The 16499-nt window shown below is 57.6% G+C and carries 16 protein-coding genes and 1 pseudogene; 12 read left to right on the top strand and 5 right to left on the bottom strand.

Translation table 11 applies throughout. The features are described 5' to 3' along the window. The first annotated feature begins 23 nt into the window (after positions 1–23). Entirely contained in the window at positions 24–473 is a 450-nt protein-coding gene (locus ACPDZI_RS00440; RefSeq protein ID WP_168968493.1) for an SRPBCC family protein, read from the top strand. Between the two features lie 80 nt (positions 474–553). Here ACPDZI_RS00440 and ACPDZI_RS00435 read toward each other — a convergent pair whose 3' ends face one another. Both ACPDZI_RS00435 and ACPDZI_RS00430 read right to left on the bottom strand, forming a co-directional pair. Then, entirely contained in the window at positions 554–1219 is a 666-nt protein-coding gene (locus tag ACPDZI_RS00435; protein WP_318528682.1) for a hypothetical protein, read from the bottom strand. 187 nt (positions 1220–1406) lie between these two features. Continuing rightward, a complete protein-coding gene (locus tag ACPDZI_RS00430; RefSeq protein ID WP_438833836.1) occupies positions 1407–1907 on the bottom strand; it encodes a DUF1993 domain-containing protein in 501 nt (166 codons plus the stop codon). 278 nt (positions 1908–2185) lie between these two features. On the opposite strand from ACPDZI_RS00430, the gene ydfZ reads away from it, so the two are divergent. Beyond that, the gene (gene ydfZ, locus ACPDZI_RS00425) at positions 2186–2383 is read left to right on the top strand and encodes a putative selenium delivery protein YdfZ (protein ID WP_011704234.1); all 198 of its coding nucleotides are present in this window, start codon (positions 2186–2188) and stop codon (positions 2381–2383) included. Positions 2384–2485: 102 nt separating this feature from the next. Here ydfZ and ACPDZI_RS00420 read toward each other — a convergent pair whose 3' ends face one another. Beyond that, on the bottom strand, positions 2486–2824 hold the full coding sequence (locus ACPDZI_RS00420; protein ID WP_438833835.1) for an SH3 domain-containing protein: 339 nt from the start codon (positions 2822–2824) through the stop codon (positions 2486–2488). 237 nt (positions 2825–3061) lie between these two features. Between ACPDZI_RS00420 and ACPDZI_RS00415 the strand changes: the two genes are divergently transcribed. From ACPDZI_RS00415 to ACPDZI_RS00390, 6 genes are all read left to right on the top strand, one after another. After that, entirely contained in the window at positions 3062–3847 is a 786-nt protein-coding gene (locus ACPDZI_RS00415; RefSeq protein WP_438833834.1) for a hypothetical protein, read from the top strand. Positions 3848–4125: 278 nt separating this feature from the next. Beyond that, positions 4126–5019 (top strand): LysR family transcriptional regulator, encoded by an 894-nt coding sequence (locus tag ACPDZI_RS00410; RefSeq protein ID WP_408756020.1) that lies wholly within the window; start codon positions 4126–4128, stop codon positions 5017–5019. Between the two features lie 187 nt (positions 5020–5206). Next, positions 5207–5737, top strand: coding sequence for an REP-associated tyrosine transposase (locus tag ACPDZI_RS00405; RefSeq protein ID WP_438833833.1), 531 nt, complete (start codon positions 5207–5209; stop codon positions 5735–5737). Between the two features lie 213 nt (positions 5738–5950). After that, positions 5951–6520, top strand: coding sequence for a hypothetical protein (locus ACPDZI_RS00400; protein ID WP_438833832.1), 570 nt, complete (start codon positions 5951–5953; stop codon positions 6518–6520). Between the two features lie 6 nt (positions 6521–6526). Further along, positions 6527–7021: an ImmA/IrrE family metallo-endopeptidase gene (locus ACPDZI_RS00395; RefSeq protein ID WP_264787126.1), complete on the top strand. Its 495-nt coding sequence runs from the start codon at positions 6527–6529 to the stop codon at positions 7019–7021. Then, a complete protein-coding gene (locus ACPDZI_RS00390) occupies positions 7022–8161 on the top strand; it encodes a beta family protein (protein ID WP_438833831.1) in 1140 nt (379 codons plus the stop codon). Here ACPDZI_RS00390 and ACPDZI_RS00385 read toward each other — a convergent pair. Both ACPDZI_RS00385 and uvrD read right to left on the bottom strand, forming a co-directional pair. Next, entirely contained in the window at positions 8158–9045 is an 888-nt protein-coding gene (locus ACPDZI_RS00385) for a sce7726 family protein (protein ID WP_438833830.1), read from the bottom strand. The genes ACPDZI_RS00390 and ACPDZI_RS00385 overlap by 4 nt on opposite strands. Next, a complete protein-coding gene (gene uvrD / locus ACPDZI_RS00380; RefSeq protein WP_171281905.1) occupies positions 9006–11177 on the bottom strand; it encodes a DNA helicase II in 2172 nt (723 codons plus the stop codon). Before uvrD ends, ACPDZI_RS00385 begins: the two co-directional genes overlap by 40 nt. Positions 11178–11609: 432 nt before the next feature. Between uvrD and ACPDZI_RS00375 the strand changes: the two genes are divergently transcribed. The 4 genes and pseudogenes from ACPDZI_RS00375 to ACPDZI_RS00360 all read left to right on the top strand — a co-directional run bounded on the left by ACPDZI_RS00375 (position 11610) and on the right by ACPDZI_RS00360 (position 16492). Next, positions 11610–12608: a BMP family lipoprotein gene (locus ACPDZI_RS00375; protein WP_024944638.1), complete on the top strand. Its 999-nt coding sequence runs from the start codon at positions 11610–11612 to the stop codon at positions 12606–12608. Positions 12609–12691: 83 nt separating this feature from the next. Next, the gene (locus ACPDZI_RS00370; RefSeq protein ID WP_039214817.1) at positions 12692–14272 is read left to right on the top strand and encodes an ABC transporter ATP-binding protein; all 1581 of its coding nucleotides are present in this window, start codon (positions 12692–12694) and stop codon (positions 14270–14272) included. Between the two features lie 82 nt (positions 14273–14354). Next, complete coding sequence (locus ACPDZI_RS00365; RefSeq protein WP_438833829.1) at positions 14355–15470, top strand: ABC transporter permease; 1116 nt, start codon at positions 14355–14357, stop codon at positions 15468–15470. Between the two features lie 57 nt (positions 15471–15527). Further along, positions 15528–16492: pseudogene (locus tag ACPDZI_RS00360) on the top strand (ABC transporter permease). Positions 16493–16499: the final 7 nt, after the last annotated feature.

Raw genomic sequence — 16499 nt, 5'->3', positions numbered from 1 at the left:
CCAAGGCAACGAGGAACAGAGAGATGAGGACAGGAACAGTGCGGCTGCACCGGGTGCTCAAGGCACCGCCGATGCGGATCTACCGGGCCTTTATCGAGGCCGATGCGCTGGCCAAGTGGCTGCCGCCCTATGGCTTCACCTGCCGGGTGGAGCAGCTGGAGGCCCAGGTCGGCGGCCACTTCCGGATGGCGTTTACCCATTTCGGCCATGGCAACAGCCACGCCTTTGGCGGCGAATACCTGGAGCTCGAACCGGGCAAGCGCATCCGCTACACCGACCGGTTCGACGATCCCAACCTGCCGGGAGTGATGCACGTGACCGTGATCCTGACCGGGGTGGTGTGCGGCACCGAGCTCGCCATCGTGCAGGAGGGGATCCCCGAGGCCATTCCGGTAGAGATGTGCTATCTCGGCTGGCAGGAGTCGCTGGCCCAGCTGGCCGCCCTGGTGGAGCCGGAGATCCCGCCGGGCTGAGTGACGCCCACGAAAAAGCCTGCCAACTGGCAGGCTTTTTTATTGCTGGCGGCCTGTGCGCGCCAAACCACCATCCGGGCTCAGCGGCCGGGGGCCTTGTCCAGCGGGAAGACGAAGAGATCGCGGCGATAGGTCTCGACCACCAGGCTGAACGGCACGCCATCCCCCCGTGAGAGGATGGCCCGATGCTGCAGCACCCGCTCGGGGATCGCCAGCGGCTGGTCACTGCTGGTAAGGGTGGGCATCTGCATCTCCCAACCGGCCGGCAGGGGCGCCCACAGCAGGGTGGAAGAGAGGGTCCGGCGGCTGAAGTTGAGCGCCTTGACGGCCAGGCCAAACGGGGTATCGCTGGTGTCGAGGAGCCGGTTCATCTCGGGAGTGAGGCGGCTTTGCACGTACCAGTTGTCCGCTTCGGAGAAGACATGATCGCCGCAGGCGAGCTGTACCCGGCGATAGCCAACGGGCTCGTCGGCCGCGATCTTGAGCTGCTCGCGGACGGCGGCATCGGCCGGTTTGCGGGTATCCTGATCACGCAGGGCGCGGATGCGCGGCTCCCCGGCCATCCGGTGGTCGGCGCACCAGTTCTGCAGGGTGACGGTGGCGCTCGGGTTGCTGAGCAGGGTGGCATTGAGGGTCTGCAGCAGCGCCTGCGCCTTGAGACGGGTGACGGGGGTGTCGGGCCAGCTTGCGGCGACGCTTTCCTGCGCCTGCGCGGCGCCATGGCACAGCAAGGCCGCCAGCATCATTACTCGGATCTTCATGTTTCTCTTACCCTTTCTACTTTGACGCCGGATTGTAACCGCGAGAGGGCCGAAGACCACGCCTTTATGCCCAGAGCCGTCGCCAGCGACCATGCCGCTAGATCCAGCTCGCCTCCGTTCGCGGATAAAAAAAGCCTGCCAGCGGGCAGGCTTTTTCGTACCAGAGTCCGGCTTATTGCAGCTTGATGGCGCCCAGGTAATCCCCCTTGCCGAGCTCGACCCCGGCCTTGCGCAGCAGGGCATAGGTCATGGTGAGGTGGAAGTAGAAGTTGGGGATGCCGTATTCATGCACGCAGGTGTAGCCGTCCATCCCCTTGCCACCGGCCCAGTAGGGGTAGTAGTGGCCGCTCGCATACTGGCTGAAATCGGCATCCAGCTTGCTCTGCAGATAGGTGAGGGTCTTGGCCACATGGGCGCGCAGATCCGCCATGGTCTTGGGGTCATCCCCCAGCACCGGCGGCTCGCTCAGGCTGGCGGTGGCCACCCCGGCGCGGGCGCTGTCGCAGCAGATCAACACCTGCTTGCTGAATGGCAGCATGTCGACGATCAGCCGATCGCCGAAGAAGTTCTCCACGTTGAATTTCTTGGCGGCGGCGTGGGCCTCGGCCTTGGCCAGACAGTGGTCGAGGTTGGTCAGCATCTTGATAAACTGGGCGACGATATCACGATTCATAATGCGCTCTCGGTTGGTTGAAGGCAGTTAAACGAGCGGCATCCACTATAGCGTATCCCCCCGTTTGTTCGAGCCCACCCCCGCAAAAAGCAGTACCGACCTGCCTTCCCAGCGACAGGATTGGACGACCCCGCGCGGCAGGTCCGTTTGCCCTTGCCGACGCACCGAGTCCCTCTTCGGCTCTTTTTTGATCTGTGACATGCATCACGCATTGGCAGGGGCGTAGGCTGATTCGCGCAGCCCGGGCATACCACCGGGCCCCATAAAAGGAGAGTGCCATGAAAATCTATGACCGAAACCGCAATGCGCTCACACCCGGTCAGCGCGTGATGATCGCCGCCACCGGCGCCGTCGACTTTCTGAAAGAGGCTCACACCGACAACCTGACCCCCTATCAGGCCGAGCATGAAAAGTGCGTGCTGCTGGCCAACTCCCGGGAGCAGTACGCCCCCATCGAGTTGATTAGACTAGGCTGATCCCGTTTTCCGTCACCCTACTCTTTACAATTCACCCGGCCGCCGCGCCCCGTTGGGGCCGGGTTTCTGCTCTCTACTCCTTCTCCGAGCCGCTGCACCTTATTAGGGCGAGGCGATGCAGCTGGCCGGGATCCAGCCTGATTGCCCCGCTTCGTTGTGAACCCAGAGCCAGCCTGCCAGCTCCCGCTCCACCCGTACCCGCTCCCCCACCGCCACGTCCAGCTCGCGGGCGGTATAGTCCTGGCGCGCCTGCGCCTCCCCGGCGCTGATCGGGGTCAGCAGGGACAGGGGCGCCCACCCCTCGTTGCCGTCTGCGGTAAAGGTGCGCACCCAGCCCGGGAACTCGTCGTCCTCATGGCCGATGCGCACCCGCTCACCGGCCCGAAAGGCGATGGGATTGGGATAACAGGTGTGGTGCGCCGTGGTGATCAACGCCAGCATTGTCTCGTCCTCCGACAGGTTCTGTTTGGTTACTCCCCGAGTCATACCACAAGCCTGGCCCCGTTGCGTCAACCGGGCTCACACCCTCTGGCAGAGGGCGTTCTCCCCCGGGGCGGGCCGACGGCTCTGATCCCCACGATTCATTACTATCAGTGAATTTTCATATCATCAGAGTGTCATTTCAGTGAACACATCACCGCCCTAGACTGCTTCTCGAACCTTAACGAGGAGTCTTGTATGAAACTCACCCATATCCCGTTGCTGGCCGGCACCCTCGCCTCGGCCTTCTCTTTCAACACCTTCGCCGGTGACCTTGTCTCGGTGCAGTTCAGCGATGGCCGCCCCGCCGTGACCGGCGTCGAAGCGGTCAACAAAGCGCTCAACCCCATCGGCGTCAACGTGGTCACTGTCGACATCCCCGAGGCCGCCAGGCCGCTGCTCGCCGCCTCCCACCGCCGCGCGTTGACCAAAGCGGAGCACGGCGCCCTGATTGCGGCCTTCAACCTGAGTCAGGGGGAGCTGCTGGAGCAGGCCAGGCTCGCAGGGCGCGAGCCCGCGGTGCAAGGGGGCGGCGTCGCCACCGAGGAGACCGGCGTCGGCCCCTATCCCAAGGTCTATGACCTGATGACGCTGGACGAGCGCACCCGCAGCGCCGTGCTCGGCAAATATGGCCGCATGCACGTCAACTCCGCCGAGGACGGCACCGACATCGACGAGGTGATGACGGTGGTCAGCGGCGGCCCGTTCCGCTGGGGCTTTACCCTCAAAGACGGCAGCATCGCCCGCTTCCAGATCGACAAAGTGGGCCTTGCGGACAAGGCCGTGCGGATCAGCTATCACGGGCTCGGCATGCACGCCGGGTTGATGGATGCAAAACAGGGGCTGCTGGTGGCCTTCGCCCACGGGCCCAGAGCGTTCACCATGCGCTACCAGGCGGACGTGCCCCACGCCCAGTTGCTCGGCACCAACCCCTGGGCCGATGTCGGCATCACCCTGCCCCCCGCCCCCGGCAAGGTGCAGTAAGCCGGTGCGTTCCATCTGGCGGCGGGGCCCGGGCCCTGCCGCCTGCTTTTATGCCTGCCGTCACGGGCCGGGGTGCCCGGGGCTCATCGCCTCTCTTTCGTCTGCGTCTCTGCCGGACCCGCCACACCCCGGAGGGCCATGATCCGGGCCGGTCTGCCACCGGCAACTCTCTGTCTGGCGGGGGATGGGGGGTGGACACCCCGGGGAACCGCACTATTGTGATAAAAGTGCGCAATGATGGCGCCATCATTTACCAGTAGTGAATTAACGGGGGCAGGATGAACAAGATCACGGCGCTGAACGTCTTTCGCCGGGTGGTGGAAATGGGCACCTTCAGGGCGGCGGCGGACGACCTGCGCCTCTCCCAGGCGGCGGTCAGCAAGAACATCAACGAGCTGGAAGCCTATCTCGGCATCGCCCTCATCAACCGTACCACAAGGCGGCTGAGCGTCACCGAATCCGGCATGGCCTATTACGGCCAGATATGCGCCGTGCTGGACAGCCTGGAGGCCGCCGACCAGTCCATCATGGCCGCCTCCTTCACGCCCAGGGGCAGGCTGAGGATCGGCATGCCCATGTCCTACGGGCTGATCCGCCTCAACCCCCTCGTCTGCGAATTCCAGCGCCACTACCCGGAAATCGGCATCGAGGTGATCCTGAGCGACGCCTACATGGATCTGGTGGATCAGGGGCTGGATGTGGTGATCCGGGGGGCAGGCACCCTGGAGGACTCCACCCTGCGCGCCAAACCCCTGTGCGAGGTGCAGCGGGTGCTCTGCGCCGCCCCCGACTACCTGAAGGAGGCGGGCCAGCCCGCCCACCCGGCGGATCTCAAGGGCCACAACTGCCTGCGCTACAGCCTCTCCTCCTCCCCCAACAAGTGGTTCTTCACCCGGGACGCGGAAAGTGTGGCGGTGGAACTGCCCCCCGCCAGCTTCTGTGCCAACAACGGCATCGCCCTGAAACAGGCGGCGGTGCAGGGGCTCGGGGTGATCCTGGTGCCGGATGAATTCGTGTCGGACGACCTGTCGGACGGCACCCTGGTCAGACTGCTCCCCGACTGGCAACCCGACCCCCACGCCCTGTTCGCCGTCTACCCCTTCCACAAGGAGCAGTCCCGCAACGTGCGGCTCTTTATCGAATTTCTCGTCAAGGCGTTTCAGCCGAGGTGAGCCAGACAGGCGGGAGCCTGGGGTTTTACCTCTCGGCCACGATACCTGTATGCAGCGTGTAGGTTCGATTAGCGAAGCGTAATCGGACAATCGCGTAATCGGACGTTCGTGTCATCAGACGTTCGCGTGATTGGCTATATAGACAACAAGGCTATGTTTGGCTTTTCGGCCGAGGCGAGAGGAAGGTATGGCCAACTGGCGGCGGGCATGGTGGCCCGGCGGAACCTGGTTCTTTACCGTCAACCTGCTGGAGCGGCGCAACAACCGGTTGCTGGTGGAGCAGATTGACCTGCTGCGCCACAGCGTTGCCAAGGTGCAACAGGCTCACCCCTTCGCCATTCACGCATGGGTGGTGTTGCCCGACCATCTCCACTGCATCCTCTCTTTGCCGGAAGGGGATACCGATTTCCCCCTGCGGTGGCGGTTGATCAAAAGCCACTTTTCCCGCGCCTTGCCGGTGACCGAGCGCCGCAGTCAGACCCGCTTGCGCCACGGGGAGCGGGGAATCTGGCAACGTCATTATTGGGAACACCTGATCCGGGATGAGCAGGATTACCGCCGCCATATGGATTACGTCCATATTAACCCGCTCAAGCATGGTCATGTCACCCGGGTGGCCGATTGGCCGTATTCCACCTTCCATCGTTACGTGGCGAGTAGCGTCTATCCGCCGGATTGGTGCGGGTCGGTGGATGGGGAGCTAGGGGGATTGGAGTAAACACCTAAATGGGTTGTTCCGTTGTAAGCGTTCGATTACGCGAACGTCTTACGCGATCGTCCGATTACGCTTCGCTAATCGAACCTACGGCCCTAACATCGCATTTTATTGACTTAAAACAACATTATTGCTTCATAGATACAATGTAGATGAGTAAAATGGATAAAATAATCATGAGCATGCTTTGATGGATGCAATTAATAGGGCTTTAGAATGAAAATTATTAATTTGAGTCTGTTTCTCCTATTTTTTTTCTGCATTTTGAGTTCGGAAATTGGGTATGCTCAAACCAGAAATAATGAACTTGTAGAGAAGGTTGATGCCAATCACATTAGTTCTAATGATTATTCAGTAATGATTTCAACGCTAAGTGACTTGAATAAAGAAAATAAGAAGTTATTTATGCAGGTTGAGGAGCTTAAAAGCAAATTATCAAAAATTGAAGACAGCAAAAGCGAAGTTAAATTTGTCGAGTGGATAGGTATCCTGTTAGCTGCAGTATCGGCTATTGTAACTGTGCTTGGTGTGTTTATCGCTATTTTCTCATTCTTTGGATACAAAAAGATTGTGTCTAGTACAACAGACTTGGCCACAACTATTGCGACAGATATATCTACGAAAAAAGTGACTGAAATCGCACAGGAAAAAGTACCAGCATCAGTTCAAGATGAATTGATAAAATTGGTTGACCAAGGACGTTTTGATAATGCTATATATGATGCGGTAATCAAGGTTACGTTCAGGGGTGTCGCGGATTCACCTGAAGATGACATGCAAGAGTAAATATATATGAAAACTTCTGTTGAATGGAAAAATATATCCTCAGGCATCTTGGATGTAATTGATGAACATCACCAAGAGATGCCTGTAGCGATAGGAAAACTAGCTAAAGAGTTGGGTTTAAGTGTGAAGCTTGCAACATTGGATGCTGGTGTTTCGGGGGAGATAAAAAAATCAGATAGTGGTTATGTTGTCAGAGTAAACAGGCATGATGTAAAAGAAAGGCAGCGGTTCACAATTGCTCATGAAATAGCTCATTATATTCTCCATAGAGAGTTGATTGGTGATGGAATTGTCGATGATATCTTGTATCGTTCAGGTTTGTCTGATCATCTTGAGGCGCAAGCTAATAGACTTGCTGCAGACTTGATAATGCCGTGGCCTTCATTGCATAAAAGAATACAAGAGCTCAGTGATTTAAAAAATGAAGAGTTGTATGAACAGTTAGCAAAAGACTTTGAAGTTTCAACAACGGCGATGAAGATTAGATTGGGGAAGCTCTAAATGTCATCACATAAAATAATTTTTGATTTTTATGATTATGCTCCGTTGTTGGCAATTAGTCAGTCAGAAATGCAGGCAATAGAACAGTTACCTGAGAAAGATAAAGAAAAAATTATCCCCATATTTCCACTAAAGGGATGGTCTTCAGCTAAAACATTAGCGAAGACAATGGAGCGTATCAAAAAAAGTATCGGCGAACGTAACTTTGTTGCTGATATTGATATGTCTTTTATTTTGGAGAAGGAAAAAGAAAGTAAGCTAAAAGGGGAGCCCCCAAGAGATGTTGTTCTTGAGTTAAAAAAATTGGTGGATCCATCCGATGGTTATAAAAATTGGATAGACTTCGTCACTGAACATTCGAACATAATACCTGTAATCCAGTTATTTGATACCAATCATATATCATTGCAAGTGAGTAAGCTTGCTGCTTTAGAAAGGGGTTTGTGCTTAAAATTCAATATGTTGTATATGGGGGATGCTGAGGTTATCTCCCTGAGCAACCAAGTGAGCACACTTTATAATGGCCCCATATTGTTTATATTCGACTTTGGTGATATCAAACGTAGTTTTTTAGACGACATTCCCCAAGTTTCTCAACTGATAAAAAAATGTATTCAAGGGTTTAGTTACGCAAAAATAGCTCTTTGTAGTACATCGTTCCCGGATAGCTTCTCTGGCGTATATCATGGAGAGGCATCGATATATGAGCGCCAGGCTTTCAGAAGACTTTATAGATATTTTCAAGATGGTCAGTTAATATACTCAGACCATGGTAGCGCTAGAGCAAATAAAGCTAGCGGCGGAGCAAGAGTGCCACCTCCGAGAATAGACTACCCATTAAAAGATGAGTGGAAATATATAAGGGTAGACTTTGATGACCTTAATAACTCAAAGAACGAAAAATATGTTGTTTATAAAAAAATCGCGAACGAAGTAATAAGTAGTGCTTACTGGAATAAAAATTTCTTAGTGTGGGGAACGCAGCAGATAGAGCTCACTAGTTTGGGTAGTGAGTATGGCATTTATGATCAGAGAAAAGCTGCGGCCGTTAGAATTAATATTCACTTGTATGTTCAATTACATTACAATTCACCAGTTGCTATTGAAGAAATTGATTCTGATGACGACTGGGTGGATTAAAGTAATTTTAATATGTCATCAGGTACCTCACCGAAAACCTTTCCATTTTTGGATAAGGTTATTAGGTGAGGGTCATCGTAAAATACGGTTAGGTCCAGTACTTTTCTTAAATTCTTCTGTTCAAAAGATAAATAAAATTTTTGCATGCTCAATAGTGATAAATTTTCGGGAAGGATATAATTATCTTTAACTTTATCCCAAAAGTTATTAGTGGTTAGAAGGTATCTATCCATAATCCCACTTAAAGTAAAAGAGCGTACTTGAGTCGGAGAGGCGTGAATAGCTTCTTTTTCTAGCTCCTTTCGGGTTTTATTTCCTCCTTTTCCACCGTTGAAAGCGATCAGTTTTTTTAAATCTGAAACCTTCATCATCTCTATATTTTTTGCTATGTCTAGCTTCTTAGATAGTTTTCCACGTCTAATTACTTTAATGATGTCTGATGCTTCCCATACAGCAACATCTTCAGGCGTTTTTGATAAAACATTTTCAATATGTTTTTTAGACGCTACAACGATAACCTTATCAAAATAATCTAAATACTTAGACACTTGCCCCTCGAGTCTAACTAGAGAGTCAGCCTCGCTTTTTATTTCAAAGGCATAAGCATGCTTTTCTGTGAATACACATAAATCGACTCTACGAGATGAGCCATCAATAGTGAATTCATTTACAAGGGCATGCTTTTTCTCAAACCAGCCTTTACCTTTTAAATAATTGATAAGCTGTGATTTTATATCACCCTCAAGAACTTTTCTATTTAACTCTGTCATGGCCAAAGTCTCTACTACTGAAGAGTGATTTAAATGTATAACCTGACGAGCTCTTTCGTCAGGCTTGAGCAATATTACAGCGCTTCCAATCTGGCATACGCCGTCACCAGCCACTTGGCGCCGACGTCGTCGAACTGGATCTGCACCCGGCTCTGCTGGCCGACCCCTTCGAAGTTGAGCACGATTCCTTCCCCAAATTTCGGATGGAGCACCCGCTGGCCGAGCTTGATGCCGCTGGCGTCAAAGCTCTGCTGCACCTCGTTCTGGCTGAAGCGGCCGTACTGGGTGGGGCGGCTGACTTGAGTGCGCAGCCGGATCTCTTCCAGACACTCGGCGGGCATCTCGCGGATAAAGCGGCTCGGCTTGTGGAACATCTCGCGGCCATAGATGCGGCGGCTCTCGGCATAACAGATGTAGAGCTTCTCCATGGCGCGGGTCATGCCGACGTAACAGAGGCGGCGCTCTTCTTCCAGCCGGCCCGACTCCTCGGTGGATTGCTGGCTGGGGAACATCCCCTCTTCGACGCCGACCAGCAGCACCAGCGGGAACTCCAAGCCCTTGGCACTGTGCAATGTCATCAGCTGCACCGCGTCGGCATATTCGTCCGCCTGATTCTCGCCAGATTCCAGCGCTGCGTGGGCGAGGAAGGCGGAGAGATCGCTCATGTCTTCCAGCTCGTCCGGGCGCTGGTACTGGCGGCAGGCGGTGACCAGTTCGTCCAGGTTCTCTACCCGCGCCTGGGATTTCTCGCCTTTTTCCGCCAGATACATCGCCTTGAGGCCGGAGTGCTGGATGGCGATATCCGCCTGCTGGTGCAGGGGCAGCAGGGAGACCTGTTCCTCCAGCGCGTCGATCAGATCCACAAAGCCGCGCACCGCGTTGCCGGCGCGGCCGGTCAGCACCTTGTCATTGAGCAGCGCCTTGGCCGACTGCCACAGGTTCTGGCCCTGATCGCGGGCGTTGTTGCGCAGTATCTCGAGGGTGCGATCGCCGATGCCGCGGGTCGGGGTGTTGACCACCCGCTCGAAGCTGGCGTCGTCGCCACGGTTGTTGATAAGCCGCAGGTAGGCCATGGCGTCTTTGATTTCCTGGCGCTCGAAGAAGCGCAGACCGCCGTAGATGCGGTAGGGCATGGCGTCCTGCATCAGCGCCTCTTCCAGCACCCGGGACTGGGCGTTGGAGCGATAGAGGATGGCGCAATCGGCCAAGAGGCCACCTTTCTCTTTCCAATCCTTGAGGCGGCCGACCACGAAGCGGGCCTCGTCCACCTCGTTGAAGGCGGCGTACAGCGAAATCGGCTCCCCCTCGGCCCCTTCGGTCCACAGCTCCTTGCCAAGGCGCTCGGCATTGTTGGCGATGACGCAGTTGGCGGCCTTGAGGATATTGGCGGTGGAGCGGTAGTTCTGCTCGAGGCGGATGGTCTCGGCGCCCTGATAGTCGGTCAGGAAGCGTTGGATGTTCTCGATCTTGGCACCGCGCCAGCCGTAGATGGACTGGTCATCGTCGCCGACGATCATCACTTTGCCGGTGTCGCCGGCCAGCATCCGCAGCCAGGCGTACTGGATGCCGTTGGTATCCTGGAACTCATCCACCAGGATGTTCTGGAAGCGGTCGCGGTAGTGCTCGAGGATGTGCGGCTTGTTGAGCCACAGCTCGTGGGCGCGCAGCAGGAGTTCTGCGAAGTCCACCAGCCCGGAGCGATCGCAGGTCTCCTGATAGGTCTTGTAGATCTGCTGATAGGTGCGGGTGACGGGGTCACCGTAGAGGTCGATGTCGCCGGGGCGCAGCCCCTCGTCCTTCTTGCCGTTGATGTAGCCCATCACGGCGCGGGGGGCCCAGTGCTTCTCGTCGAGGTTGAGCGCCTTGAGCACCCGCCGGATGAGGCGGTACTGGTCGTCGGAGTCGAGGATCTGGAAATCCTGCGGCAGGCCCGCATCCAGATGGTGGGCCCGCAGCAGGCGGTGGGCGATGCCGTGGAAGGTGCCGATCCACATGCCGCGCACGCCGTCACCGATCACTTTTTCGACCCGGCCGCGCATCTCTGCCGCCGCCTTGTTGGTAAAGGTGACCGCGATGATGGAGAAGGGTGAACAGCGTTCCACCTGCATCAGCCAGGCGATACGGTGCACCAGCACCCGGGTCTTGCCCGAACCGGCACCGGCCAGCACCAGCAGGTTGCAACGGGGGGCCGCCACCGCGTCTCTTTGCTTGTCATTGAGCCCGTCGAGCAGGGTTGAAACGTCCATCACCACTCCTGTTTATTTATACAGGCGGGGATTATACGACCTGCGGCGCCGCAGACCAAATCGGCTTGTCGGTGAGCGCTGCAAGCCGGTTGCTTGCCACCGAGGATGAAGTGTTCCAACTGGGAAAAATCCATCAGTTGGCACCATTGGAAGCCACTTTTTGTACAATTTGAAGAAAACGCTTGCTTATAACCTTATGAATACAAACATAAATGTCATTTGGAGCCAATTATTCACAGAATTTAAATCTGAAAACAGGCATCAAAACAACCACTTATAAAGTGATTTGCTTATATTTCAAACCGTTAACGCAAACGTTTTTCCTTTATGATCTCCTTGACCCACACCATGGCTCACTTACAGTTAGCCAGCGTGCTTTATGGCCTGCCCCGGCAGGTTGTGGACCCTCACATAACAATCAAGGATACGATCGTGACTAAAGTGCTCAAGCTGGCCACCGTTGCCGCCCTCACTCTCGCTGCCCTGTCTGCCCAGGCAGCCTCCCAGCCCGCCGTCATCTACGACACCGCAGGCAAATTCGACAAATCGTTCAACGAAGCCGTGTTCCGCAATGGCGTCGAAGTCTACAACAAAGACAAAGGCGTCAAGGTCAAGGAGTTCGAACCCCAGAACGAAGCCCAGCGTGAGCAGGGTCTGCGTCGTCTGGCCAGCCGTGGCAACGGCCCGATCGTTGCTGTCGGCTTCAACATGGGTTCCGCGGTAGAGAAAGTAGCGACCGAGTTCCCGAAAACCCAGTTCACCATCATCGACATGGTGGTCGACAAGCCGAACGTCCAGTCCGTCATCTTCAAGGAGCATGAAGGTTCCTTCCTGGTGGGCGCGCTGGCTGCCATCGCCTCCAAGACCGGCAAGGTCGGCTTCGTGGGCGGCATGGACATCCCGCTGATCCGCAAGTTCGAGTGCGGCTACGAGCAGGGTGCCAAGTACGTCAATCCGAAGATCGAAGTGTTCCAGAACATGACCGGCTCCACCCCGGCGGCGTTTGCTGACCCGGCCAAGGGTGCGGAGCTCGCCAAGTCCCAGTTCGCCAAGGGCGCCGACGTAGTCTATGCCGCCGCAGGCGGTACCGGCATCGGTGTTTACCAGGCCGCCAAGGACGAAGGCAAGCTGGCCATCGGCGTGGATTCCAACCAGAACCACCTGCAACCGGGCACCATGCTGACCTCCATGGTCAAGTCGGTTGGCCTGGCCGCCTACCAGACCTGGGATGACGCCGCCAAGGGCACCTGGAAACCGGGTATCAAGAACCTGGGCCTGGCCGAGGGTGGTGTGGATTGGGCGCTCGACAAAGACAACGAGAAGCTGATCACCCCCGAGATGAAAGCCAAGGTTGACGCCATCAAGGCCGAAATCATCTCCGGCAAGGTCAAGGTGCACGACTACATGAGCGACAGCACCTGCAAATACTGAGTAACCGCTACTACTCTCAACCCAACGACCGGCCCGCACGGGCCGGTTTTTAGTCTCTTTTCATGACCCGCAAGGACTGCATCATGGACCAGACAGATCGCTATGCCATCGAATTAAGGGGTATCGATAAGCGGTTTGGCGAAGTGTACGCCAACAAGCAGATCGACCTTAAGGTTCGTAAAGGCAGCATTCACGGTATCGTCGGCGAAAATGGCGCCGGCAAGTCGACGCTGATGAGCATCATCTACGGTTTCTACCACGCCGACAAAGGCGAGATGTTCATCGACGGCAACCCGTTCAAACCCCATGGCTCACAAGATGCGATTGCCGCAGGCGTGGGCATGGTGCACCAGCACTTCATGCTGGTGAACAACTTCACGGTTTTGGAAAACGTCATTCTCGGCGCGGAAAACGGCTGGCACCTGGGCAAGAGCCTGGCGGCGGCCGAAAAACTGCTGGGCGAGCTGGCACGGGACTATGGTCTCGAAGTGCCGCTGCACGAGAAGGTCGAGGATCTGCCGGTGGGCCTGCAACAGCGGGTCGAGATCCTGAAGGCGCTCTATCGCGGCGCCCGCATCCTGATCCTGGACGAGCCCACCGGGGTACTGACCCCGCAAGAGGCGGATCACCTGTTCGAGGTGCTCAAGAAGCTGCGCGATCAGGGCGCCACCATCATCCTCATCACCCACAAGCTGCGCGAGATCCTGGCCATCACGGATCAGGTCTCCATCATGCGCCGGGGTGAAATGGTGGCCCACGTCGCCACCAAGGATACCGACAAGGAGCAGCTGGCCGAACTGATGGTGGGCCGCAAGGTACGCCTCAAGGTCGACAAGGGGCCGACCCAGCCGGGCGACGCCAAGCTCAAGGTCGATGGCCTCAGCTATGTGGACGACGCCAGGGTGGAGCGGGTCAAATCCGTCAGCTTCGAGGTGCGGGCCGGTGAAGTGGTCGGCATCGCCGGCGTCTCCGGCAACGGCCAGTCCGAGCTGCTCAGCCTGCTCGGCGGCATCCTCAAGCCCAGCAAGGGCAGCTTCACCATCACCGGCGGCGGTCAGGCCCACGAAGTGAGCGTGAGCCACCCAGCCGACCCGGAGCGGGTACGCAACTTCGGTCTCGGCCACGTGCCGGAAGACAGACACAAGATGGGTCTCATCAACCGCTTCGAGGCGAAAGAGGCCTTCATCCTCGGCTATCACCGCCGTCCCCAGTACAACAAGGGTTGGCTGCAGAACAAAGAGGCGATCCTGCAGGATTGCCAGGCCAAGATGGACAAGTGGGACGTGCGCCCGCCCCATCCCGAGCACAAGACCGCCAACTTCTCCGGCGGCAACCAGCAGAAACTGGTGATCGCCCGGGAAGTGGAGCAGGACCCGGACGTACTGCTGATCGGCCAGCCGACCCGCGGGGTCGACATCGGCGCCATCGAGTACATCCACCAGCAGATCATTGCCATGCGCGACAAGGGCAAGGCAGTGCTGCTGGTCTCGGTGGAGCTGGACGAGATCATGAGCCTCTCTGACCGCATCCTGGTCATCGCCGACGGTCGCATCGTCGGTGAGCTGGATGCCGCCAAGGCGGATGAACGCACCATCGGTCTGATGATGGCGAACATAGTTCCCGACGACGTGGCGGCCAGCCAATCACAAGGAGCCACATCATGAAGGTCACAGCCACTTGTAACGGATTCGGCCTGCTGATGGTCAACCCCCCCGTCACCGACCAGATTGCCAAGGAGGCTCGCCCATGAGCCAAGCACGTATCCCTGCCTGGATCTCCGTGGGCGTACTGCCCGCGGTCAACATCCTGCTGGCCTTCCTGGTGTCGGCCATCCTGTTCTACTACCTCGACATCAACCCGGTCGATGCCGCCGAGATCATGTGGTACGGCGCCTTCGGCACCGGTGAAGGGGTCGGTTTCACCCTCTACTACGCGACCGGCTTCATCTTTACCGGTCTGTCGGTAGCGGTGGCTTTCCACGCCGGCCTGTTCAACATCGGTGGCGAGGGGCAGGCCTATATCGGCGGCCTCGGCGTCGGTCTGGTCTGTCTGCTGCTGGGTGATTCCCTGCCGTTCGCTTTGCTGCTGCCGCTGGCCATCATCGCCGGCGGCCTGTTCGGTGCGGCCTGGGCCTTCATCCCGGCCTGGCTGCAAGCCAAGCGCGGCAGCCACATCGTCATCACCACCATCATGTTCAACTTCATCGCCGCCTCCCTGATGGCCTACCTGCTGGTCGAGGTGTTCAAGCCGGCGGGCTCCATGGCCACCGAGAGCAAGGTGTTCGCCGAGGCGAGCTGGCTGCCGAAGATGAGCGAACTGGCGGGGGCATTCGGCATGGATATGTCGAACAGCCCGCTCAACATCAGCTTCTTCTGGGCACTGCTCTGCGCGGCCCTGGTGTGGGTCTTCATCTGGCATACCCGCTGGGGCTACGAGATCCGCTCGGTCGGCGCCAGCCAGAGTGCGTCCGCCTATGCCGGTATCTCCTATCCCAAGGTGGTGATCCTGGCCATGGTGATCTCCGGCATGCTGTCGGGCTTCTTCGCCCTCAACGTGCTGCAGGGTGAACTGCACCAGATCAAGCTCAACTTCGTGGAAGGCTTCGGCTTCACCGGCATCGCGGTGGCGCTGATGGGGCGCAACCACCCGGTCGGCGTCATCATCGCCAGCCTGCTGTTCGGCTTCCTCTATCAGGGCGGCGCCGAGCTCAGCTTCGAGTTCGGGGTGGACCGCAATATCGTGGTGGTGTTGCAGGGGCTGGTGATCCTGTTCTGTGGCGCCCTTGAGCACATGATGCGTCCGCGCATCGAGCAGCTCTATCTGGCGTTTGCCAACCGCTCTGCGCAAGTCAAGGGGGCCTGATCATGAGTGAAATCAAGATCCTGATGTCGCCGAGCCTGACAGTGAAGGGGTATCACCATGTTTGAAATTCTGATCCTGATGCTGGATGCCACCATCCGCACCGCGCCCCCCTCATTCTGGCGGCCATGGCCGGCATGTTCTGCGAGCGCTCCGGGGTGGTCAACATTGCGCTGGAGGGCAAGCTGCTGGCGGCCGCATTCGCCAGCGCGGCGGCGGCAGCCGTTTCCGGCTCTGCCTGGATTGGGCTGGGTGCCGGGGTGGGCGTCTCCATCCTGTTCGCCCTGATGCACGGCTTTGCCACCATCACCCACCGCGGTGATCAGGTGGTGAGCGGCATGGCCATCAACATTCTGGCGGCCGGCCTGACCGTCACCCTGGGCCGTTACTGGTTCGATCAGGGCGGTCAGACCCCGGCACTGTCCGGCGCGGCCCGCTTCGCCCCCATCGACCTGCCCTATGCCAAGGAGCTGTATGACGTGCCGGTCATCGGCCAGCTCTACAGCGAGCTGCTGAGCGGCCACTCCCTGCTGGAGTACGTGGCGTTCGCCGCCGTGCCGCTGGCCTGGTGGGTGCTGTTCCGTACCCGCTTCGGCCTGCGCCTGCGGGCGGTGGGCGAGGCGCCGGCAGCGGTCGATACCGCCGGTATCTCTGTGGTGCGCATGCGCTACACCGCGCTCATCATCGGCGGCCTGCTGGCCGGGATCGGCGGCACCTACCTGGCAGTGGCCCAGACCGCCCAGTTCATCCCCAACATGAGCGCGGGCAAGGGCTTCATGGCGCTGGCGGCGCTGGTGTTCGGCAAGTGGCGCCCCTGGAACGCCATGGCGGCCTGCCTGTTGTTCGGCTTCCTCGATGCGGTCGCCATCCGGCTGCAAGGGGTCAGCATCGGCGGTTTCCCGATCCCGGTGCAGGCCATCGAGGCACTGCCCTACATCCTGACCGTGTTCCTGCTGGCCGGCTTCATCGGCAAGGCGGTGGCACCCAAGGCGCTCGGCACCCCCTACGTCAAGGAGCGGGAATAGCCCCGCC

The sequence above is a fragment of the Aeromonas oralensis genome (assembly GCF_049665575.1).
Taxonomy (GTDB): domain Bacteria; phylum Pseudomonadota; class Gammaproteobacteria; order Enterobacterales; family Aeromonadaceae; genus Aeromonas; species Aeromonas hydrophila.
Note: the sequence above shows the minus strand (reverse complement) of the source record. Positions and strands in the feature narration are given on the sequence as shown.